Annotated in this window: 5 protein-coding genes; 4 read left to right on the forward strand and 1 reads right to left on the reverse strand. The window is 73.4% G+C overall.

The features are described 5' to 3' along the window. Positions 1-426: 426 nt before the first annotated feature. Positions 427-19,878 (forward strand): hypothetical protein, encoded by a 19,452-nt coding sequence (locus J0I43_RS14750; RefSeq protein WP_292865485.1) that lies wholly within the window; start codon positions 427-429, stop codon positions 19,876-19,878. A gap of 30 nt (positions 19,879-19,908) precedes the next feature. Here the strand turns inward: J0I43_RS14750 and J0I43_RS14755 are convergent, their stop codons facing one another. Beyond that, a complete protein-coding gene (locus J0I43_RS14755; RefSeq protein ID WP_292865488.1) occupies positions 19,909-21,336 on the reverse strand; it encodes an NCS2 family permease in 1,428 nt (475 codons plus the stop codon). Positions 21,337-21,415: 79 nt separating this feature from the next. On the opposite strand from J0I43_RS14755, the gene J0I43_RS14760 reads away from it, so the two are divergent. The 3 genes from J0I43_RS14760 (at position 21,416) to purH (ending at position 25,162) form a co-directional block, all read left to right on the forward strand. Then, on the forward strand, positions 21,416-22,855 hold the full coding sequence (locus J0I43_RS14760; RefSeq protein ID WP_292865491.1) for a DUF6350 family protein: 1,440 nt from the start codon (positions 21,416-21,418) through the stop codon (positions 22,853-22,855). Between the two features lie 31 nt (positions 22,856-22,886). After that, positions 22,887-23,492 carry a phosphoribosylglycinamide formyltransferase gene (gene purN, locus J0I43_RS14765; protein ID WP_292865494.1) on the forward strand — a complete coding sequence of 202 codons (606 nt, stop codon included), beginning with the start codon at positions 22,887-22,889 and terminating at the stop codon, positions 23,490-23,492. Positions 23,493-23,554: 62 nt separating this feature from the next. After that, positions 23,555-25,162, forward strand: a complete 1,608-nt coding sequence (gene purH, locus J0I43_RS14770) for a bifunctional phosphoribosylaminoimidazolecarboxamide formyltransferase/IMP cyclohydrolase (protein WP_292865497.1) — start codon at positions 23,555-23,557, stop codon at positions 25,160-25,162. Positions 25,163-25,306: the final 144 nt, after the last annotated feature.

A 25,306-nucleotide genomic window follows, 5' to 3' on the forward strand; every position in this document is an offset into this window, starting at 1 on the left:
CGGCACCGGAGCGTTGAGCCTCACCGGGGCTCTCGCGGCAACGGCGACGCAGAAGGCCTCGGCGGCCACCGCCGCGACCGCGGGGGCCTACGGGGCGACCTCCGCGGGCATCGGCGTCGCCCTCGGTCTCACGATCGCGAACCACACGGTCACGTCCGAGCTCGCCCGCAGCGTCGCCGCAGCGGCATCCGCCGCGCTCTCCGCGTCGAGCATCTCCGCTTCCTCCTCGTCGGCCGCCGCGTCGGCCGCGGGCGCTCCCGAAGAGACGGGCAGCGGCGCGGGATCCGGCCCGTCCGCCGTCACGAGCCAGGTCGAGGGTGAGCGCACTCATGCCGGAGCGACGTCGGCCGCGCACGGCGGCGACGGTGCGGGCAGTGCCACGACCCCCGAGCCGGAGTCGTCGTCCGGCAAGCCGCGTCGGGGCTCGTGTCGCTGGCATCCGCGGCGAACACCGATGCGTCCACCTCGGCGAGCGGCGCGGCCTCGCAGGGCAGCGACGCGACGATCGGTGCCGCCGTCGCGATCACACTCGCGAACGTCACGAACCGGGCCGTCGTCCCGGCGACCGTCACGATCACGGCGCGCGACTTCTCCGCCGCGGCGACCGTCGCGACCGAAGGCGCGGATCACACGGCGACGTTCGGGGCGCGGTCGGTCGCCGGTGCCGGTGGGGGCAAGGTATCGGTCGCGGGCTCGTTCGCGATGGTGATCCTGAACCACACGACCCGCGCCGGTGTCGACGGCACGGTCGCACTGACCGGCGGCGACGGCACCCTCACCGCGGCATCCGACACCTCATCGACCGTGAAGGCGCTCCCCGCCGGGGCCGGCGTCACCTCGACCGGCGACCTCGGGTTCGGGGCCTCCGTCGCGCTGAACCTCATCACCGACCGGACGACCGCCGACCTCGCCGACGGCGTCGCATTCACCGGCGCGCGAAACCTCACCCTCGCCGCGACGGCAGTGGATGCCGCGACGACCGAGGCGCGGATGGGCGCGGCCGGCGGCAAGGTCGCGCTGGCCCCGGCCGTCGCGGTGACGCTGTCGAACGTGCGCACGCTCGCGCGCATCGGGGTCGGCGTGGCCGCACTCGCCCTCGCCGGCTCGCTCACCGCGACCGCGACGCAGAAGGCCGCGCTCGCCACGACGGCGTCGGCCGCCGTCCTCGGGGCGACGGATGCCGCGATCGGCGTCGGCTTCGCCCTGTCGATCGCTAACCACAGCGTGCTCACCGAACTCGCCCGCAACACGACGGCCGGTCGCGACGTCACCCTGCGGGCGTTCGGGGTCTCGTCGGCATCCGCCTCGGCGGCGGCCTCGGCGGCCGGAGCGCCCGAGAACGACGAGGACTCCGGAGACGCCGCGAACCCGGGCGGCGCGGGTGGCACGGGCGTGAACCAGCTCGCCGAGGGCGAGCGGACGCACGCGTCACAGGTCTCCTCCGCGCACGGCGGCGAGGGCGCCGGCGACCAGCAGGCCCCCGAGGCCTCGTCGAGCAGCGGGTCGGTGAACGTCGCCGCGGCCGTCGGCATCACGATCGCCAGCGTCCGCGCCGAGACGATCGTCACCGCTCCCGTCACGAGCATCGTCGCGGGCGGCACCGTGGTGTTCGCGGCATCCGCGAACACCGATGCGTCGTCCGCCGCCGACGGATCGGCCGCCGCCGGAGGCGGTGCGAGCGACGCGACGATCGGCGCGGCCGTCGCGCTCACGCTCGCGAACGTCACGAACCGCGCGACCGTGCCGGCGACCCTCACCGTGACGGCGCACGACCTGGCTGTGTCGGCCACCGTGACGACGGATGGTGCCGACGTCACGTCGACGTTCGGCGCCGCGGCGATCTCCGGAGCAGGCGGCGGCGGCAAGATCTCCGTCGCGGGGTCGTTCGCGATGACGATCCTGAACCACACGACCCGCGCCGGCGTCGACGGCACCGTCGCCCTCACCGGCGGCGACGCGGGCCTCACCGCGGCGTCGAACGTGAAGACGACCGTCACGGCCCTGCCGCACGGCGACGGCGCCGTCGCGACGGGCGATGCCGGTGTCGGGGCGTCCGTCGCCCTGCACATCATCACCGACCGCACGACGGCCGAGGTCTCCGACGGCGTGGTGCTCACCGGCGCCCGCGACGTGACCCTCTCGGCCACCGCCGTCGACCTCGCGGTCACCGAGGCGCGGATGGGCGCCAAGGGCGGTGACGTCGCCATCTCGCCCGCCGTCGCGCTGACCTTCACGAACATCACGACCCGCACCCGCATCGGCACGGGCCTGCTCGTGACGACGCGCACGGTCTCGATGACGGCGACGCAGAAGGCCGCGGCGGACACGACGGCCTCGGCTGCGGCGCTCGGAGCCGCCGACGCCGCGATCGGTGTCGGCTTCGCCCTCACGATCGCGAACCACACCGTGACCTCGACGCTCGCGCGACGCATCGCCGCCGGTGGAGACGTCATCCTCCGCGCGTTCAGCATCTCGGGGGCGAGCGCCCTCGCGGCCGCGTCGGCGGCGGGCGCGCCGGAGAACGAGGACTCCGGCGATGCGGCGAACCCCGGCGGCAAGCCGGGAACGGGCGTCGACCAGCTCGCGCAGGGGGAGCGCGACCACGGCGACCAGGTCGCGACCCAGAACGGCGGCGAAGGATCGGGCACGACGAAGAACCCGGATGCCAAGACGAGCGACGGCCCCGTGAGCGTCGCCGCGGCGATCGGCATCGTCGTCTCGACGGTCCACGCCGAGACGATCGTCACGGTCGACGTCCCGACGATCGCGGCGACTGGCGCCGTGCGCCTCGAGACGAGCGCCAACACCGACGCCCGCACGGGAGCCGACGGCTCGGCGGCGGGCACGGGCGACGCGACGATCGGCGCCGGTGTCGCGCTCACCTTCGCGCACACGATCAACGCGGCGATCCTGCCCGGCACGGTCGTCGTCACCGCGCACGACGTCGCGCTCTCGTCGATCGTCACGGTCGACGGCGCCGATCACACCGGCACCTTCGGCGCGGCGGCGTCATCCGGTGCGGCCGGCGGCAACGTCTCGGTCGCGGGATCGGTGGCCATCGCGCTCGTCACGACCGACACCCTCGCGGCGCTCTACGCCACCGTCCACCTCACCGGCGGCGACCTCGAGATCACCGCCGCGAGCGACGTCGCCGGCGCCGTCACGGCGCTGCCGGTCGGCGACGGCGCGAGCGGCACCGGTGACGCCGGCGTCGGCGTCTCGTTCGTCCTCGTGATCGACACGCACCGCACGTCGGCGCTCCTCGTCGACGGCGTGATCGTCACGGGCGCGCGGAACGTCTCCCTGTCGGCGGACGCCCGCGACGCCGTCACCGCCGAGGCCCGCATGGGCGCGAAGGGCGGCGGTGTCGCCGTCGCGCCCGCGATCTCGATCGTGCTGTCGAACGTCACGACCCTCGCCCGGATCGGGACCGGCGCCCTCGCCGCGACGGGCGACGTGACGATGCACGCGGCGCAGCATGCGTCGGCGGAGGGCACCGCGACCGCGGCGGCGATCGCGTCGGACGACGCGGCGATCGGCATCGCCTTCGCTCTGACGATCGCGAACCACACCGTGACGGCCGTGCTCGGCCGGCCCGTGACGGCGGGCGGCGACCTCACCCTCGAGGCGTTCAGCTGGTCGAACTCGAGCGCCCGCACGACGGCGTCCGCCGCGGGCGCGCCCGAGAACGACAAGGACTCCGGTTCGGGCGACCCCGCCACGGAGGGCGGGGCGTCGGGCACGGGCGTCACCGACACCGCCGACACGCAGCGCAGCTTCCTCGACGACACGGCATCCGACAACGGCGTCGCGGGCTCCGGCGACGCGGAGACCCCGAGTGCTGAGACGAGCGACGGCCCCGTCAACGTCGCCGCGGCGATCGGCATCGTCATCGCGACGGTGCGGGCGCTCACGATCGTCGAGCCCCAGGTCGCGCTCGTGACAGCCGGTGGCGCCGTGACCCTCGCGTCGTCGCAGAACACGGATGCCGCGTCGGCGGGCGACGGCTCGTCGTCGCACGGCGGCGACGCCGCCATCGGCGCGGGTGTCGCGATCACCTACGTCGACGTGCAGAACCACAGCCTCGTGCCGGCGACGCTCGCCGTCCACGCGCACGCGCTCGCCGTGCGGGCCACGCAGACGATCGACGGCGCCGACGACACCTCGACCGTCAGCGCGATCGCCTCCTCCGGCGCGGGCGGAGGCAAGGTGTCGGTCGCCGGCTCCGTCGCCCTCGGTCTCGTCTGGTTCGACACGCTCGCGGCCGTGCGCGGCGCGGTCGTCCTCACGGGCGGCGACGCGGTGATCGCCGCGGGGAGCGCGCTCGCCACGACGGTGAGCGCCCTCGCGACCGGCGGCGGCGTCACGGCGACGGGCGATGCGGGTGTCGGCGTCTCGTTCGCCCTCGCGCTCGTCACGCACGACACGCACGCGCTCCTCGCCGACCAGATCGCCCTCGTCGGTGCGCGCGACCTGACCCTCGCCGCCGCGGGCGTCAGCAGGACGGCGGTGCGCGCGCAGATGGGCGCGAAGGGCGGTGACGTCACGGTGACGCCGTCGATCGCGATCATCGTCTCGAACGTCCGCACGACGGCCGTCGTCGGCGCCCTCGCCTCCGGACCGATCGCGGTGAGCCGCAACGTCACGATCTCGGCGACCCAGACGACCGAGGCGCGCACGACGGCGGATGCCTCGGCGACGGGCGGCTCCGACGCCGCGATCGGTGTCGCCGTCGCCCTCACGTTCGCCTTCGACACCGTCACGGCCACCACCCGCCGCAACATCGTCGCGGGCGGCTGGGTGTCGCTCTCGGCGCTGGGCTCATCGCGGAACGGGGCCGACGCGAAGGCATCCGCCGCCGGCGCGCCGGGCGAGGACAGCGCCGATGCCCCGAGTGGCGATGTCGACCAGCAGATCGGAAAGCAGCGCACCTACGCCGACTCGACCTCGAAGAACCAGGGCGGCGACGGCGTGCAGAACGGCGCGAGCCCCTCGGCGTCGACGAGCGACGGGGGCGTCTCCGTCGCCGGGGCCATCGCGCTCGCGCTCACCGAGTTCCACGCCACCGCGACGCTTCCCGACACCCTCTCGATCATCGCGGGCGGGTTCGTCTGGCTCACCTCGTCCGCCCAGGTCGACAGCCTCACGAAAGCCGACGGCACGGCCCTCGCGAAGGACGACGCGGGTGTCGGCGTCGCCGTCGCGCTGAGCTTCGCCTTCATCGAGAACCGCGCCGCCGTCGGCGAGGGAGCCCGGGTGTCGGGCAACGGCTTCCGCGCGGCGGCGCTCATGACGACCGTCGGCGCCGACACGACGCACGACTTCGCCGCCGAGGCGCACGCCGGTGCCGGGTCGAAGGACGTCGGTGTCGCGGGGGCGTTCGCGCTCAACCTCGTCGTCATCGACACCGAGGCCCTCATCCCCTCCACCGCCCGCGTCGACTTCGGCACGGGAGACGTCGAGCTCGCCGCCGAGAACCGCCGCACCGACACCGCGAAGGCGCTCGCGAAGGCCGAGGCGGGCGGATCGGATGCCGGGGTCGGTGCGTCCGTCGCCCTGAACGTCATCGCGCACGACCTCACCCGCGCCGAGATCGCGGCGGGGGCGGACGTCGCGGGCGGCGCGAACGTGACGGTGCGCGCCGATCACGCCGACGTCGTGACCAACGAGGTCGCCGCCGGCGCGAAGGGCGGCACCGCGATCGCGCCCGCCGTGGGCATCAACGTCGTCCTGCCGGTCGTCCTGGCATCCATCGGCACCGCCGGTCCGCGCCCCTTCGTCGCGACCGGCACCGTGCTCGTCCGCGCGACGCACACCGGCTCGGTGACCGTGTCGGGCGCGGCCGAGGCGACCGGGAGCGACGACGCGGCGGTCGGCGCGATCATCGTCATCAACGTCGTCGACCTCGCCGTCACGGCGAGCGTCCTGCGGAATGTGACGGCCGGGGCGCTGTGGCTCGTGGCATCCAACGCCCTGCACACGAGTGCGATCGGCGCCGCGAGCGCGGGCGGCGCCGAGAAGCCGACGGACGGGAGCCAGCCGCAGAACTCGGATCAGCAGGCGCAGCGGCAGCTCGACTCGACACCCGCGACGTCGTCCACGAGCGCCTCGACCGGTTCACTGCCCTCGGCGAAGTCGAACACCGACAGCGCGAACGGCACTGCGAGCTCGGAAGGCGGCCAGGGCAGCGACACCGTCGGCGTCGCGGCCGCCGTGACGGTGAACTGGGTCACGATCCGCACGCTCGCGCGCACCGCCGACGGACTCACGATCGACGTCGGCGGCGTCTTCGCGGTGCTCGCCTCGAACGAAGTGGATGCCACGGCCCGCGCGACGGGGTCGGCCGTGAAGCTCCAGGACGGCAGCAACATCGGCGCCGCCGTCGCGCTGAACGTCGTGAACTCGACGAACCGCGGGAGCGTCGGCGCCGCGTCGCGCGTGACGGCGGGTCAGATCGCCGTGACGGGTCTCACGCCGGCGGGCGCCCGCAACGACGTCCAGGGCTGGGCGATCGCCGCCGCGGGCGGCACGAGCGACACCTCCGTCGCCGGCGCGGTCGTCGTGCAGGTGCTCCTCCTCACGAACGAGGCGATCATCGGCGCAGGGTCGACGCTGACGGTCACGGGCGGCATCTCGCTGGATGCCTCGAACCCGATGGCCCTCTCGGGCATCGCCGCCTCGGGTGCGATCACGCTCGACGGCAACGGAGTGGGCGCCGCGATCGTCGTGCAGTACGTCACATCCACGACACGCGCGGTCATCGAGAGCTCGTTCGCCGCGCCCACCGTGATCATCGCCGGCGGCGCGGTCATCGGGCGCGCGACGGCGTCGCTCGACCCGCTTGCGGCCCCCGAGATCCCGCTCCTCGGGAGCCTCGGCGACTTCACCGGCGTCGCGGTCGCCGGTGCGGCCGCGAACGGCGACGCCGCCGTCGGCGGCTCCGTCATCGTCAACGTCGTGAACCGCACGACCGAGGCGGGCCTCGGTGACGCGGCATCCGTCAACGAGGGCGTCGCGGACGCCGCCCTCGCGGCGGGCGGCGACCTCTCGTTCACGGCGACCGACCAGACGCGCTTCATCGACGTCGCGGGAGCGCTCGGCCTGTCGACCGGCTCCGCCGGCATCGGCTTCGCGCTCGCGCTGAACGTGCAGAACAAGACCGTTCGCGCGTTCATCGGCCGCGGCGTCACCGCCGACCTCGGCGGCTCGGTCTGGCTCGTCGCGACGGCGGGGGAGCGATTCACCGAGTTCGCGATCTCGGGGGGTGCGGCCGACGACGTCGGCATCGGCGGATCCTTCGTCGTGCTCGTGCTGAACCAGGGCGCGTCCGCGCCCGGCACCCGGGCGTACATCGACAGCTCCGCGGCGCAGCCGACCGCGGTGCGGGCGCGCGGAGCGATGACCCTCTCGGCGACCGATCCGATCACCGTCATGGCGATCGCGGGCGGCGTGGGCGGCGCCGGCACGGCGGGCATCGGGCTCTCGTCGGTGGTGTTCGTGCGCACCGGCATCGTGGATGCCGGTGTCGGCGAACGCGCCGAGCTGTGGGCCCGCGGCGGCGTCGGCTTCTCGGCGGCCGCGACGCAGAGCGAAGACCTCTGGTTCGTCGCGATCGGCGGCGGGGTGGGCGGCACGGCGGCCGTCACGGGAGCGGCGACCGTCGGCGTACAGCACAACACGACGCACGCGCACCTGGATCGGGGCGTCACGCTCGACGGCGTCGCGGCAGGATCGTGGGCGGGTGCGCGACTCGCCGCCTCCGACACGACGACCCTCCGGGGCATCGCCGGCCAGCTCGCGATCGGTGGCACCGCCGGCGTCGGCATCGGCGCCGACGTCCAGGTCGTCGACAAGTCCACCCGCGCCTGGATCGCGCCCGAGGCCCTCGTCTCGGTCGCCGGAGACGTGTCGATCACGGCGACGTCGTCCGAGGATGTGACGTCGGTCGCCGCCGGTGCGAGCGTCGGCGGCACGGCGGCGGTCTCGGCCAACGGTGCCGTCTCGGTGTACACGATCGTGACGCAGGCGGGGGTCGGCGGGCAGTGCGCGGCATCCGTCGCCACCGAATCGGCGTGCGGCGCGGGCCGCGCCGTCGTCGTGGCGGGCGGCAGCGCCAACATCGCCGCGAACGAGACCCTCTCGATGGACATCGTCTCGGGCTCGGTCGCGGGCTCCGGCACCGCGTCGGTCGGGCTCACCGCTGCCGTCCCGGTCATCACCAAGACGACGACGGCGTTCATCGGCGACCTGTCGCGGGTGACCGCGCTCGGCTGGGGCGCGGGCGTCGCCGCGGCGGGCGCCATCGGCATCCAGTACATCGACACGCGCTTCGACCCGCGCAGCGCGATCATCGGCGGCGACACCCTCGAGCTCGGCTATGCGCACGGACTGCGGGACGGTGAGGCGGTCGTCTACGACACGGGCGGCGGTCAGCCGATCGCGGGGCTCGTCTCGGGCGGCACGTACTACGCGATCGTCGATGCGTCGACGCCGACGCGCGTGCGTCTCGCGCTGACGCCGGGCGGCGCCGCCGTCGCGCTCGTCGCGCCCGCGCGGCCGGGCGAGTCGCAGCGCATCTTCGCCACCGATCAGGCGACGACCCCCGCGACCAAGCCCACCGGCGCCGCCTACCTGCCCTACCTTGCGCCGAGCGACATCGATGGGGCGACCGACATCGTCGACCTGCCCTACGACCTCGACGGCGCCCCGCTCGTGACGGGCGACGCCGTCGTGTACAGCGCAGGCGGCGGCACGCCCGTCGGCGGGCTCGTCGACGGCGGCACGTACTACGTCGTCATGACGGGTCCGCACAGCTTCCGCCTCGCCGCGACGAAGTGCCAGGCGGCGCCGGCGACCGGCGGATGCCCCGGAGCGGTGCTCCAGACCATCGACCTCACGCCCGCCGCGGCGACGGGTCGTGGTCACAGCTTCGTGCGGCAGGGCACGCAGCCTCCCGGTGACCCGGCGCGCTCCCTCGGCATCCGCGTGCTGACGCAGGCCCCCGGCACGGTCTACGGAGTCGCCGTGGTCGCGAACAACAGCGACGAGATCCTCGCGGTGGGCGCTTCGGTCGCCGTCGCCGCGACGGCCGGCGTCGGCGTCGCGGGCAATGTCAACGTCGTGACCGCGAACACGGACGCGTTCATCGGACGCGCGGCCCTCGTGAACGCCGACAACGCGGGGGCGGCACCCTGGCAGTCGGTGACGGTGGCCGCCGGCGGCCGGTTCCGCCAGCTCATGATCGGCGCCGCGGTCGGCGGCGGTATGGCGGGCGTCGCGGTCAACGCCGCGGTCGACGTCGTGACCCTGCACACGCGGGCGACGATCGGCGACGGCGCGACCGTGCGGGCGGCCGACAGCGTGGTGCTGAACGCCCAGGGCGCCGAAGACATCACCGCCGTCTCCGCTTCGGCGGGCGCCGGGGTCGTCGGCGTCGCCGCCGCCGTCGCCGCGATCGTCGTGCACACGCAGGCGCACGCCGTCGTCGGGTCCAACGTCGTGATCGACGCAGGCGGCAACGTGCTCGTGCGCGCCGACGACGACACCGCCCTCGCGACCTTCGCGGGCGGCCTCGGAGCCGGGTTCGTCGGGGTCGGCATGGGCGTTGCCGTCGTGTCGTACACGAAGGACACCCGGGCATCCATCGGCCAGGGCAGCACGGTGGACGCGCGGGCGACGGGGTTCGGCGACCTCACCGGCATCCCGCTCGGCAGCGTGACCGACACGGCGTTCCCGACGGGCGCCCAGCGCGGTCTCGCCGTCGTCGCGACGAGCGCGCAGGACGTGTTCGGCATGGCCGTCTCGGGCGGCGGCGGATTCGTCGGAGCGGCGGGCGCCGTCAACGTCACGCTCCTGACGGGCGACACCGTCGCGACGATCGAGCCGGGCGTGCGCGTCAACCCCGACCGCGCCGGCGCGGGCGTGCTGCAGAGCGTCAGCGTCTCCGCCGCCGACCGCACGACGAGCTTCACCCTCGGCGGCGGGCTCGGCGTCGGCTTCGTCGGCGTCGCGGGCGGCGTCGACATCGGCGTCGTCGACATCGCGGTCGCCGCCGGCATCGGCGCGGGCGCGCAGGTCGCCGCGAGCCGGGACGTTACCGTGCAGGCGATGTCGGCGCGCCGGATCACCACCTTCGCGGTGAGCGTCGGCGCCGGTGTCGTCGGCGTCGCCGGATCGGTCTCGGTGTGGAGCGCGGGCACCGACCCGTCGAGCACCTTCGACGACGGCAGCGGATCGCGCGACGCCCTGCACATGAGCGGCGGCTCGACCCCGCAGCAGGATGCCGACGGTTTCGCCTCCGGGTCGGGGTCGAACGGGTACGCGTCCATCCTGAACGGGGCGCAGGACTCGTCCGGTTCGAAGACGGCACAGCGCAAGCAGGCCGGTCTCGCCGCGGCCACCGCGGGCGTCGTCGCCCCCGGCGCGGGCCTCGTGACCGGACGTCTGTCGGTGCCCGCCGTCCGCGGCACGACGTCGTCGATCGGCGTCGGTGCGACCATCACCGCGGGGCGCGACATCGCCGTCACGGGCGTCGCCCGCGACGCGTTCTTCGGCCTCGCGGGCGCCGTCTCGGGCGGGCTCGGCGCCGTGGGCGTGTCGCTCGTCGTGGCGAACCTGCGCACGAACGTGGATGCCGGGGTCGGCGCGTTTGCGACGCTGCGCGCCGGGGGAGGCGTGACCGTCTCCGCCGCCGCGCGCGAACGCACCGAGACGTGGACCTTCTCGGGCGGCATCGGCGTCATCTCGATCCAGGGCCAGATCAGCCTCCTGAACACCGACTCCCGCCAGAGCGCCCACCTCGACGACGGCGCCGCGGTGCTCTCTTCGGGCGGCACGGTCACGGTCGCAGCGAACGCCGACCGGCGGGTCGCCCCTACCGTGTTCGGCGTCGGTGTCGGCCTCGTCGCGGCGGGAGCGGCGATCTCGCTCAACGACGTCACCGGCGACACCGTCGCCCGCATCGGCGCCGTGCAGCTGGGCGGCACCGGGGCCACCGTCGGCGGCATCTCCGTCCTGGCGTCGTCGTCGATCGTCGTCCCGGTGTTCGTCCTGTCGGTCTCGGGTGGGGCGGTCGGCATCAACGGCGCCGTCGCCGTCGCGACGGTGTCCGGCCGCACACAGGCCGACTACTCGGGCACGGCGTGGGTCGCCGGATCCGTCTCGATCACCGCCGACGCGACGAACACGGTCTCGACGGACACGTACAACGCGCAGGTGAGCGCCGTCTCGGTCGGGCTCACGTTCTCGAGGTCGACCGTCTCGCGGGACACCCGGGCGCGCGCGACGGGCGGGTCGTGGTTCTCGGCCGGCGGCGCGATCACGATGCGGGCCACGTCGCGCAACACGGCCGACGCCGACATGATGGGCGGCGCGATCGGCGCGATCTCCGCCCTCGTCATGAACCCGAGGGCCATCGTCAGCGGCGCCACTGAAGCGCTCTTCTCCGCGGGCGTCGCCGCCTCCGGCGCGCTCGTCGTCGATGCGCAGGGGCAGAACCGCGCGCTCGCCCACGCCCTCACCGCGAGCATCGGCGGGCTCGGCACGATCCAGGGTGTGGACGTCGAGGCCCGCGTCACGGGAGCGGCCGTCATCCGGGCATCCATCGACTCGTCGACCGTCGTCAGCTCCGGGCTCGTCGGTGTGCACGCCGTGACGCTCGGCACCGGCAACGAGGCGACGGCGAAGGCCGAGGGCGTCGCCGGCGGACTCATCTCCGGCGGTGTCTACTTCGCCACGGCGCGCCTCGAGGCCCCGATCACGGCGACCCTCTCGAGCACCGTCGCGGCGTCGGGGTCGGTCGAGGCGATCGCCGACACGCGGCAGAGCGCCGCCGGGCAGACGAAGGTCGCGGGGATCGGCCTGTTCACCGTGACCGGGTCGATCGTCGACGGCGAGGTGACGGCGGCTGCCCTCACGCGTGCATCGGTCCTCGCACCGGTCTGGTCCTCGGGGGCCACGACGGTGCGGGCGCACGCCGCGAACGACGCGCGGGCGACGACGGATGCCGTGGCGGTCGGCCTTCTCGCCGGCGCGCTGAGCCTTCCGACCGCTCTCGTCGAGGCGGCGACGACCGCAGAGCTGCGCGCGAGCCTCGTCGGTGTCGGGCTCACCGTCGACGCCCTCGCGTACAACTCCGCGACGACGACCGTCGCCTTCGTCGGCGTCGGATTCATCACGGGCGGCATCGGCGGCGCGACGAGCAAGGTCACCGCGAACGCCGCGGTGCGGGCGATCGTCGACGCCGGCACGGCGCCGGTGTACGCGAGCGGCGGCGCGGTCGCGGTGAGCGCCTGGTCGCAGAACGGCGCGAGCGCCACGATGGACTCGACGAGCGTCAGCGCGTTCGCGATCAACGGTCTGCTGCCGGTCGCCGAGGTCGCCGCCGCCACCGCGGCATCCTTCGCGAGCGGATCGGCCTCGTCGGGGTCGTTCGCGGTGACGGCCTCGTCGCGCAACACGGCCGACGCCGACGCCTCCCTCATCGGGCTGTCGATCTTCGGTCTGAACGGCACGGTCTCTACGGCGACCCTCACCACGACGGCAGCGACGACCGCGACGGTGGGATCGGGCGTCGCGCTCGCCGCCACCGGCGCCGTGACGGTGCGCGCCGAGAACCGCGCCGGCTCCCACGCGACCGCGCACGCGAAGGGCGGCACGGGCGGCCTCATCAACGCGGGGCTCTTCGCGACCGTCGCGACCACCGCGGCGGGCGTCACGGCGGCGTTCGACGGCGCGATCACGAACTCCACCGGCGTCACGGTGGCCGCCGCCGGCGGGACGGCGGTCAGCTCGACGATCGAAGCGCTCTCGATCGGTCTCGGCGCGATCTCGGGCAGCATCGCCGTCGCCACGATCTCGGGGCAGGCGGCGACCGTCGCCCGGTACGGCGCGGGCTTCCTCGTGACGAACGGCCCGGCGCTCGTGACGGCGACGACGACCGACACCGCGACGGCGACCACCGACATGGCCTCGGGCGGCCTCGTCGCCTTCGGCATGAGCGTTCCCACGGCGCGGATCTCCGCCGCCGTCACGGCCGACAGCGCCGCGCGTCAGTTCGGCGGCACGAGCGCCGGCATCGTCGCCGACGCGCACCGCACGGCGAACGCCTCGTCGGGGGCCATCTCGTTCTCGGGCATCGGCGTCGCGGCCTCGTCCGCGCAGGCGGTCATCGACGGCAGCGCCCTGACGCGGGCGAGCCTCGGCTCGGGTGCCACGATCGCGGCCCCCGCAGCGGCTGTCACCGTCACCGCGACGGCGACCAACACCGTGAAGGCGACCGGCGGATCGGTCAACGTGGGCCTTCTCATGGCCGACACCGACACGAACCCGTTCGCGCAGGTCGCCGCCGCGACGAGCGCCGCGATGCGCGCCCGCATCGAGGGCGGGGCCGCCGGCAGCGTCGGCGCCGCCTCGCTGACGGTCGCGGCGAACGGATTCGATCGCGCCGACGCCGCCCTGTCGAACGCGTCCGGCAGCGCGTTCTCGTTCTCGAGCGGCGCGGCGACCGCGATGGTGTCGCCCACCGTCGAGACCGTCGTCGGCGACGGCCTGCCGATCATCGTCTCCGGGAACGTCGCGATCGGCGCGCAGGAGCAGCCCGTCGCGCGCTCCTACGCGCAGTCGCTCGACGTCGGGATCGCGCTCACGGTGAGCTCGAACCGCGCCTCGGTCACGACGAACCCCACGGTGCGCCTGTCGCTCGCGCCCGGCACCGACCTGCGCGCGGGCGGCACCGTGACCCTGCAGGCGAACCAGAACTCGCAGACGCCGCCGCCGCTGCCGACCTACGCCTTCGACGCCGTCACGGGGGTCGACCCCGGCAGCAACACGATCACCCTCACCGGTGCGCACACGCTCGACGACAGCGCGACGGTCACCTACAGCCGGAACGGCGGCACGGCCGTCGGCGGGCTCGTGGACGGGGCGAAGTACGGCGTGCTCGTCGTCTCGCCGACGCAGATCCAGCTCGGCGCGGCGTTCGACGCGTCCACCGTCGACCCCGACAACGACATCATCACCTTCACGCGGCAGCACGGGTTCACCACCGGGCAGCGCGTCTTCTACACGCCGACCGGCTTCGGCGTCGCGGGGCTCACCGCCGGCCACGCATACTATGTGCGCGTCGTCGACGAGTTCCGCATCCAGCTGGTGGATGCCGATACGCCGCAGGGCACCGTGTCGTTCAGCGGCGCGAACATCGACGCCGGCACCGGCGCGATCGTCGTCGGGAACTCCTACAGCGACGGCCAGCGCATCCAGTACCTCGCGCCCGACGCGCTCGCCTCGTTCTACTCCAGCCGCGTCGACATCGTGGTGGATGCCGACGGCAAGCCCGTGCAGGTCGGCTCGCCCCCCACCTTCCAGGGCGAGGACAACAACGTCATCGCGATCCACGCCCACGGGCTGTCGAACGGGGCGAAGATCGTCTACCGCTCGACCGGCGGCGCACTCGGCGGGCTCACGCAGGACACGACCTACTGGGTGCGCGTCATCGACGCGAACCGCATCCAGCTCGCCGACAGCTACTGCCACGCGGTCGGCGGCTGCGACGACGGTGGGGGCGGCACGATCCCGCAGGTCTCGCTGGCGCTCGCGGCCGACACGTCCACCGACGGGCTCAAGGTCATCCATCAGCTGTTCGCGCCGGGCCAGCAGCCCGTCAAGGGGCTCGAGAACGGGCGCGTGTACACCGTCTGCAACGCGACGGCGACCTCGTTCCAGCTGCAGCTCGTGAACATCCTCGGCACGTGCTTCCCCTACGCCGTGACGGCGAACGGCAGCGTCGGCGTGAGCCGCTTCGTCCCGGCCGTCGTCGATCTCGGCCCCGCGCTCGGCGGCGGCTCGGGCGGCCGGATCGTCGTCGACCTCACGGCCGACGGCACCGGCACGGGCCTCCTGCAGGTGAGCACGATGGCGCCGAGCCTGCCGGCCGGCGTCGCCAGCGAATCGCGCGTCTCGGGCGAGGGCGGGGGCTTCATCCAGGTCGGCAAGGTCCGCCCCACCACGACCGTCAGCGGCGACCTCGCGCTCACGATCGGCACGGGCGCGGCGATCACGGCGGGCGGGGACATCGCCGTGCACGCCCTGAACACCGCTGCGGGACTCGCCGACGGCACGTCGTCGGGCCTCGGCTTCATCTCGGTGGGGGCGGCGCGCTCGGTCGTCTCGGCGACGGCGACGACGAACGTCGCCGTGCGGTCGGGCACGCGCCTCGTCTCGACCGGCGGCGGCGTCGTCATCGACCCGTTCACGGTCGCGAGCGGCAACGCCTACGCCTATTCGAGTGCGGGCGGCTTCGGCCACGGCACCGAGTCGAACACCCGCGCCGACCTCACCACGACATCGCACGTCACCCTCGACGGCCTCGTCCAGGCGTGGAACGACATCGCGGCATCCTCGACCACCGGGCAGCAGTCCGACCTGCAGTCCGGCGCGACGGGCGGCTCGTTCGCGGGCAGCTCCTCCGCCGGCGACGGCTGCGACGAGCCGTGCCATCTCGTCGCGACCGACACGGCCGACCTCACCGTCGGCGGCGGCGCGTACATCGAGGCCGACAACGTCGCCCTCACGGCCCAGATGGTCTCGACGAACCTCAAGGACTACAACCGCTCCAACGGCGACGGCGCGTTCGAGGACTCCGACGCGACGAGCGACGTCGCCCTCACCTCGACCGTGCACGTGCAGCTGAACGCCCCCGCGAAGATCGTCGGGCATCAGAGCGTCACGATCACCGCGCAGCACCAGAAGCTCGACGTGTTCGCTCAGGCGCGCGCGACGTGCGGGTGCTTCGGCGGCGACAGCGACGCCCACGCCCGCAGCCACTTCACGGCGACGACCTCCGTGACGGCGCAGCAGGGGGTGCGCATCCGCACCGCGATCCTCCGCGTCGAGGCGCAGTACCTCACGACGAACATCCACGCCGCGGCATCCACCGGCGGCGGCTTCATCGACTTCGGCGGCTCCGGCGACGGCGCGGATGTCGTGATGAACCGCGGGATCGACTGGAACGCCGACGTCTACCTGCACGCGCCCGATCCGACGCTCGTCGTCGATGCCGGCGGCCGCATCGTGAAGCTCTACGGCCTGACCGTCCGCGACGACCTGGGCACGACCTACATCCTCGGGCAGACGATCCCGGCGGGGCGCACGATCGTCGTCGATCCGATCGAGAACACCGGCGGCGGCCGCGCGACCTACTTCGTGAACAACCCCGGCGGCGGCCAGGACGGCGTCATCACCGGCACCGAGGGCACCCTGCACGTGCAGAACACGTTCGACGTCGTACGCCTCTACAACTACTCCGGCCTCGATCTCGAGGTGAACGGCATCAGCGTCGTGAACCTCGACCACATCGGCGCGACCGTCGACGTGCAGGCCGAGCAGTCCGGAGCCTTCCGCTTCCACATCGGAAATCCGATCTTCACCCCCACGTTCGTCGACATCGCGAACTGGGCGGGGCCGAGCACCGCCGACCTCATCCTGAACGGCGCGATCGACAACCCCATCGGCACGACGAGCGTCATCGACGAGCACGGCGACATCACGGCGACCGGCACCGGCAGCATCCGCACGAACATCGCGCGCCTGCACGCCGAGCAGGGGTCGATCGGCGCCGTGTTCACGGTCTTCGGCGTCACGCTGCGCTTCCCCGTGCGGATCACGCTCGTCCAGAGCGACTTCCTCGTCGACGACGTCGATCCCACGCGGCCCGTCGCGCTCACGGCCGACGCATCGGGCGATGCCGTCCTGGACCTCACCTACAGCGCGCGGATGCCGGTCGGCTCGCCGTACGCCGGGACGGCCTTCCGTCCCGTCCTCGGCCCGATCCACGCCGGTCGCGACGTCGACATCGTCGTGCACGACTCGCTCTCCGGGTCGGATGCCCCTGCCTTCAGCTCCTACCTCGTGCAGGTGAACGTGTCGGTGCCGCCGAACCTGTCGGTCCTCGTCGGCGCGACCGGCCAGTACCACACCTACTTCCACCCCGACCCCGGGCCGTGGGCAGGCTTCACCGACCCCGTGCTCGTCGCATGGGGCACCACCAACACGGTGCACGACGCCGCGTACACCTTCAGCGATGTCGCCGCGGGCGACGACATCCGCATCGTGCACAGCGAGACGGCTTCGACGATCACGTTCGACGTGACCTCCGACGTCGACGCGCGCCTCTCCAGCCTGCGGCGGCCGACTCAGCTGAACAGCGTCTCCGACGGAGACGGCGAGATCACGCTCTTCACGAACGGGTGGATCGAGGATCGCGAGACGATCGGCGACCTGCGGGTCGGCACGATCACCTCGACGCAGGGCGACGTGACGCTGACGGCGCTGCAGAACTCGGCTTCCATCCTCGACGACGGCACGATCGACGACGGATCGGCGCGGGTCATCGGTCGCGACATCGTCCTCGTCGCGGGCCTGCTCAGCGGTCGCATCGGCGGTCCGGGCCTCTTCGGCACCGGCCTCGGCGGCGACCCGCTCGAGATCGACAGCTCCTTCTCCGCGCGCGGGCGGGTCTTCGCGCTCGCCGGCGGCGACATCCGCCTCGTGGAGACGCAGGGCGACTACTACGGCCTCTACGCCGGATCGCTCACGGGCGACCTCGGCATCCAGACGCTCGACGGATCGATCCGCAACGACGTCGACGACCGCTCTACCCGGTTCGTCGCGCGCAGCATCGACCTCGTGGCGTCGGGTTCGGTCGGATCGCGCACCGTCGACTTCAGCGGCGACCTCTTCATCGACACGGCCGAGAGCGGTCGCCTCGTCGCCTTCTCGGCCGCGCCGCGCCTCGCCGGGGTGTTCGTGACGGAGGCGACGGGCAGCCTCTCGGTGCTCTTCGCGGTCGCGCTCGGCGGCGACGTGCGGCTGCGCACGCTCTACGACCCCGACGTCGACCGGGAGTCGGTCTTCGTGCTGCCGGGCGGAGTGACCCTGGGCGCCCTTCCGGTGCCGTTCGGCGCGGTGGCCGCGTCGGGTGCCGTCGAGATCCTCTCCGCGATGGATGTCTGGGCGCCGGCGGGCACGGTCATCATCGGCGATCGCGTCACGATCCGCGCCGCCTCCGGGCAGAACCCCGCCGCCCCCGAGGGCGTGTACGTGTACCTCGGCGGCATCGTCACGGGGCACCCCACGGAGATCTACGGCGGGGCCGGCGACGACGCGTTCCTGTTCGACGAGACGCGGCTCGGCGGGCACACGCTCGTCTACGGCAGCGCGAGCGCCGCCGCGGGAGCACCGGACGGCGACGACTCGTTCTGGGTGAACCGGCTGCAGACGATGACCGGCACGCACACGGCCGCGGCCGGCGACGACTTCGCGGGCGCCGAGGTGCGCGACGCGCTCGTGCTCTTCGGTCAGGGCGGCGACAACACGTTCTTCGTGCAGACCTGGGGCTCGGGTGACCCCGACGGGCACGACTACCGCATCATCGTGCGCGGTGGTGGGGTACGCGAAGGCCTGAACTTCCTGACGATCGACGGCACGGATGCCGCGGACCGGTTCCTGTTCCGCCCGGTCGCCGCCATCGCGGAGCAGCCCGACGCCCGCCGGCCCGCCTTCGTCGCGGTGCTCGGTCAGGGCGACGCGGTCGAGCGGATCACGTACGACGAGGGCATCAACGCGCGGCTGACCGTCAACGGCTACGACGGCGACGACGAGTTCGTCTTCGACGGGACGACGGTGCTCACCACCGTCAACGGCGGCGACGGCGACGACACCTTCACGGTCGGCCAGTTCTTCGCCACGCCCCGGGTGGAGCCGGACGTCGAACCCGGCGACGGCTTCGTGACGGTGCAGACCGAGCTCGGCTGGGCGTCGCCCGGCATCCTCGCCCCGACGACCCTCTACGGCGGGGCCGGAGCCGACCGCTTCATCGTGAACGGCAACGGCGCGGAGCTCCGCCTCGAGGCCGGCACGGGCGCCGACGCGTTCGACCTGCGTGCCGTACGCCTCGTGAGCGCGGGCACGCCGTACCGGCAGAACGCGCTCGTCTCGCTCGACGGGGGCGCGGATGCCTCGACCCTCACCGTGCGGACGGCGGGCGCCGCGACGGACATCACCTTCGCCGCCCCCGTCGCACCCTCGACCGCATCGCGCCTGAGCGGCGGCGGCCTTCTCGTCGACGTCCGGCACGCACCGGCTCCCGTCGTCGTCGCGGCTCCGTTCGCGGCGTCCGCCCCCGTGGGCCTTCCGGGTGACACGGTCGCGTCGCCCGTCCCGCTCGTCATCCCGCTGCCGGTCGCCGACCCGCTCGCGGGCACCGGCACGGTCATCATCGTCGAGACGGACGGCACGACGACGCTGAAGACCGGCGTCAAGGAGACCGACTCGTACACGATCGCGCTGTCGACCCCGCCCACCTCGCGCGTCTACATCACGATCTCGTCGGCGTTCGGCGGCGGACTGCCGTACGCCGAGATCTCGATCGACGGCGGCGTGACCTTCTCCGACACCGTGATCCTCGTCTTCGAGGCCGGCGAGACGGGGCCCAAGACCGTGATCGTGCGGCTGATCCCCGCGGCGGGCCCGCACGGCGTGCTGCTGCGCACGACGCCCGCGCCGAGCGCCGAGGAGCTGCCCGGCATGATCGTGCAGACCCTCAGCCACGCCGTCACGAGCGACGACCCGGCCTACGACGATGCGGCCGCCCGGAACGTCTACATCAACGCCGACCAGCCGGCGCCCGTCACGCCGACGGAGCCCACCGGCCCCACGGGACCCGCCGGACCGACCGGCGACGCCGGCGCCGCGGGCGCGGTGACCGCGCTCGCCCGCACCGGCGGCCACGACCTCAGCGCCTGGGCGCTCTGGGCGCTCGTCCTCACGGCGCTCGGCGTCGCGCTGACCTCGGCATCCCGTCGCCGTCGGCACCTCCCGTAAGCGCCTCCCGGAGACGCCGGAGCGGCTGCGTCAGACGCCGAGCAGCGCTTCGATGGGGCCGCGGGCGAAGAACAGCACGAAGCCCACGCCGACGATCCACAGCAGCGGGTGGATCTCCTTCGCCTTGCCGGAGAAGGCGTGCAGCACGATCCACGAGACGAAGCCCGCGCCGATGCCGTTCGCGATCGAGTAGGTCATCGGCATGACCGTCGCCGTGAGGAAGACCGGCAGGAGCACACGGAAGTCGGTGAAGTCGATGTTCTTGATCTGCGAGAGCATCATCGCGCCGACGAGCACGAGCGCGGCCGCGGCGACCGCACCCGGCACGAGCGAGGTGAGCGGCGTGAAGAACATCGCCAGCAGGAACAGGCCGCCTGTCACGACGGATGCGAGGCCCGTGCGTGCGCCCTCGCCGATGCCCGACCCCGACTCGACGAACACCGTCGCCGAGGATGACGAGGTGCCACCGCCGACGATCGCGCCGACGCCTTCGACGATGAGGGCGGAGCGGATGCGGGGGAAGTCGCCCTTCTCGTCGGCGAGACCCGCCTCGCGGGCGAGTCCCGTCATCGTCCCCATCGCGTCGAAGAAGTTCGAGAAGAGCAGGGTGAACAGGAACATGATGAGCGCGACGACACTCACGCGCTGCAGGTCGAAGCCGAAGTCCACCGCGCCGATGAGGCTGAAGTCGGGCAGGGCGACGATGCCGCCCGCGAACCCGAAGTCGAGGCCGAACGGCCAGATCGCATTGGCGATCGCGGCGAGCACCGTGCCGCCCACGAGCGCGATGAGGATCGCGCCCTTCACGCGGAGCGAGATGAGGACGCCGCCGATCAGCAGGGTGAGGACGAACAGCAGCGTCGGCAGCGACGCGACCGAACCGCCCACACCGAGATCGACGGGCGGCGATGCGTTGCCGGTCGCCGTGACGAAGCCGGCGTTGACGAAGCCGATGAACGCGATGAAGAGGCCGATGCCGACCGTGATGGCGAGCTTCAGCTGCACCGGCACGGCGTCGAAGATCATCTTCCGCAGGCCGGTCGCTGCGAGGAGCACGATGATGACACCGTTGATGACGACGAGGGCCATCGCCTCGGGCCAGCTGATCGAGCCGACGATCGAGAACGCGAGGAAGGCGTTGATCCCGAGGCCCGCCGCGAAGGCGAACGGCAGGCGCGTCACGAGACCGAACAGGACGGTCATCACACCCGCTGTGAGCGCGGTCGCGGCGGCGACGGCGCTGCCGCCGAGGACCGTGCCCTCGACATCCGGTGTCGACAGGATCAGCGGATTGAGGATGACGATGTAGGCCATCGTCACGAAGGTGACGAGACCTCCGCGCAGTTCGGTGCCGACGGTGGATCCGCGTTTCGAGATCTCGAAGAAGCGATCGAGGGCGCCCTCGGGGGTGGCGCCGGGGGCGGCGGTGCGCGCGGGCGCCTCGGGTGTGCTCGACATGATTCCTCCTGTGAGAAAACGTAGTGGCTCTGCGTGCCCCGGGAGCGCGCGCACCTGCCGTGGGTAGGGTCGAAGCCGCATGAATCGCCTCCTCGTCGCCCTCCTCGCCGCCTTCGATGCTCTGATCGCGGCGGCCGTCGGCGTCGCCGCGGCGCTCGCTCCGCTCACCGTGCTGTGGGTGCTGGGCCTCGGAGGCACAGCGGACTGGGGGGCGCTGTGGCCGGTGTCGGTCCGCCTGTGGCAGTTCGGGCAGCTCGTGCCGCTGTCGATCACGCTGCCTCCGGAGTACCTCACGGCGACGGGCATCCCGGCGGATGCCGCGACCTTCTGGATCTCGCTCGCGCCGCTCGCGTTCGCGGCGTTCACGGCGCTGTTCGCGGCGCGTTCGGGCGCGCGCGCGGCGCGATCGGGGGCGTGGCTCGTCGGAGTCGCCTCCGGCGCACTCGTCACGCTCGTCGTCGCGTGGGTGGCCTGGCGGACGTCGGCGAACCCCGTCGCGGCGGTGTACGGATGGCAGGCCCTGCTCGTGCCGACCGCCGTGTTCGCGCTGCCTGCCCTGGTCGGCGCGATCGTCGGCGCCTGGCGGCACGGCGACGACGGTGTCGTCGACGCCGTGCGTGCCCGTCTGGAGCGCTCCCCGCTCCTGCGCGCCGTGCCGGAGGCGGCGGCGCGCGGGCTCGGCATCGCCGTCACCGGGTTCCTCGCGGCCGGCGCCGCGGTCGTCGCGGTCGCGACCGTCGTGCGCGGGGGCGAGGTGGTGGCGCTCTTCGAGTCCGCGCACGTCGATGCGCTCGGGGTCGTCATGCTCGGCCTCGTGCAGCTGGCCTACCTTCCCACGCTCGCCGTCTGGGGCGGTGCGTTCGCCGCCGGGCCGGGCTTCGCCGTGGGCTCCGGCACCGCCGTCTCGCCGGCGGGTGTCGAGCTGGGCGTGCTCCCCGGCATCCCTGCGCTCGGGCTCGTGCCGGACGCCCTCTCGCCGTGGGCGCTCGTCATCGTGCTGCTGATCGTCGCGGTCGGCTTCCTGGCCGGCGCCGCCGCACGCCGGCGGCTCGCGGACGCGGATGCCGAGGCGGCGCCCCGGACGCGCGCCGTCGTGCTCGCGATCATTGTCCTGGGCGGCGCGGGCGCCTGCGCCGGACTCGCCGCGCTCGCGGCCGGGTCGATCGGCCCGGGCCGCCTCGGCGACGTCGGGCCCGCTGCCGGGCCCGTCGCGATCGCCGTCGGCGCGGAGCTGCTCGTCGGTGCGGCGATCGCCCTGTTCGGGCCGGTGCGGCGTGGACCGGCGGCGCTGGCGGCGCCGTCGTCCTGGGCTGCCGACGGCTTCGTGCCTCCGGCCGAGGACGCCGAGCCCCCGGCCGACGATGCCGTGCCGCTGTCCCGCCGAACCGCGCGGTTCTCCGTCGACGCCGCTCCCTCTCCCGTGCTCACTCCCGACGAGACCGAGACCGCGCCGCTGCAGCCGACCGATCTCGACCCGCTCGCGACGCTCGGGGATCCGGACGGCGACCGGCGGGCCTGACGCCCCCTCCACCCGCCGGTAGACTGTGCGGGTGCTCACGGTCGCCGTCCTCATCTCGGGCACGGGCTCGAACCTGCGGGCGCTCCTCGACGCCGCAGCCGTTCCCGGATTCCCCGCGCGTGTCGTCGTCGTCGGCGCCGACCGGGAGGCCGACGGTTTCGCGCACGCGGAGGAATTCGGCATCCCGACCGTCCTGGTGCCGTTCCGCGAGTTCGAGACGCGCGAGCACTGGGGCGCGGAGCTCCGTCGCCAGATCGACGTGTGGACGCCCGACCTCATCGTTCTGAGCGGGCTCATGCGCCTCCTTCCCGCGGACCTCGTGGATGCCTGGGCCCCCGCCCTCATCAACACGCACCCTGCGTTCCTGCCCGAGTTCCCCGGTGCGCACGGTGTGCGCGACGCGCTCGCCGCGGGCGTCACCGAGACGGGCGCGAGCGTCATCATCGTCGATGGCGGCGTCGACACGGGGCCGATCCTCGCCCAGGAGCGCATCCCGATCCTCCCGGGCGACACCGAGCACACGCTGCACGAGCGCATCAAGCCCGTCGAGCGGCGGCTTCTGATCGAGGTCGTCCGCGCCATCGCGACGGGCGAGATCGATCTCGCGTCCTCCGCCGCGCGCACCGACGCGCCCTGATCCGTCCCTCCCTTCCCGACCCGTCCCCGATCCACCTGACACCCCGAGCACTGGAGTTCCGCATGGCCGGCCCGACCATCGATCCCGCCCTCTACCGCGACCGCGACCTCGTCCCGATCCGCCGGGCACTCCTGTCCGTCAGCGACAAGACCGATCTGCTCCCGCTCGCGCAGGCGCTCGCCGGAGCCGGGGTCGAACTCGTCTCGACGGGCGGATCGGCGGCGCTCCTGCGCGAGGCCGGGCTGACCGTCACCGACGTCGCGGAGATCACCGGCTTCCCCGAGTCGCTCGGCGGGCGTGTGAAGACGCTGCACCCGAGCGTGCACGCGGGCCTCCTCGCCGACCTGCGCCTCGAGGACCACGAGAATCAGCTCGCCGAGCTCGGCATCCTGCCCTTCGAGCTCGTCGTCGTGAACCTCTACCCGTTCGTCGAGACCGTGAACTCCGGTGCGACGGGCGACGCGGTCGTCGAGCAGATCGACATCGGCGGCCCCGCGATGGTGCGCGCGTCGGCGAAGAACTTCGCGAACGTCGCGATCGCCGTCTCGCCCGAGTCGTACCCCGCGATCGTCGAGTCGCTCGGGCAGGGCGGCACCACGCTGTCGCAGCGTCGCGAGCTCGCCGCGCGCGCCTTCGCGCACACGGCCGCCTACGACCGTGCCGTCGCGACGTGGTTCGCCGAGGAGACGCTCGAGTCCGAGGGCGACCTGCCGCAGCACCTCACGATCCAGGCCGAGCGTTTGGAGACGCTTCGCTACGGCGAGAACTCGCACCAGCGCGCGGCGCTCTACTCGCGCGTCGGCGGGCACGGCATCGCGCAGGCGACGCAGCTGCAGGGCAAGGAGATGAGCTACAACAACTACGTCGACGCGGATGCCGCGCTCCGCGCCGCGTTCGACATGGTCAAGCCCGCCGTCGCGATCATCAAGCACGCGAACCCGTGCGGCATCGCGATCGCCGCGCCCCAGGCGCTCGACCCGATCGCCTCGGCGCACCTGCGTGCGCACGAGTGCGACCCGGTCTCGGCCTTCGGCGGCGTGATCGCGGCGAACCGCACCGTGACCCTCAAGATGGCCGAGAACCTCCGCGACATCTTCACCGAGGTCATCGTCGCGCCCGACTTCGAGCCCGAGGCGCTCGAGGTCTTCCGCCTCAAGAAGAACCTGCGCGTGCTGCGCCTGCCCGACGACTGGCGCCAGGAGCCGATGGACGTGCGCCTCCTCTCCGGCGGGCTGCTGCTGCAGGATGCCGACCGCTTCCCCGCCGAGATCGAGACGCTCGTCGACGGCTGGGAGCTCGTCACGGGCGAGATGCCCTCCGACGACGAGAAGGCCAACCTCGCGTTCGCCTGGAAGGCGTGCCGCGCCGTGAAGTCCAACGCGATCGTCCTCGCGCAGGCATCCGCGACCGTCGGCATCGGCATGGGGCAGGTCAACCGCGTGGACTCGTGCCGCCTGGCAGTGGAGCGCGCGGGCGACCGCGCCGCCGGGTCGGTCGCGGCATCCGACGCGTTCTTCCCGTTCGCGGACGGACCACAGGTGCTCATCGACGCCGGCATCCGCACGATCGTGCAGCCCGGCGGATCGGTGCGCGACCAGGAGGTCATCGACGCCGCGCGCGCCGCGGGCGTCACGATGTTCTTCACGGGCGAGCGGCACTTCTTCCACTGATCGCGCGGCTGCGCGGACAGCCGATCCCGTCTGCGGAGCACCCCCCCTCTGCCGAGTGTCCAGAACACGCGGTGCGGCACGTGGTCCCGACCGCGTTTCTTGGACACTCGGCGGGGTGGGCGGCGGCGGCGGGGCGGGCGGGTC

This window comes from Microbacterium sp. (assembly GCF_017305435.1).
Taxonomy (GTDB): domain Bacteria; phylum Actinomycetota; class Actinomycetes; order Actinomycetales; family Microbacteriaceae; genus Microbacterium.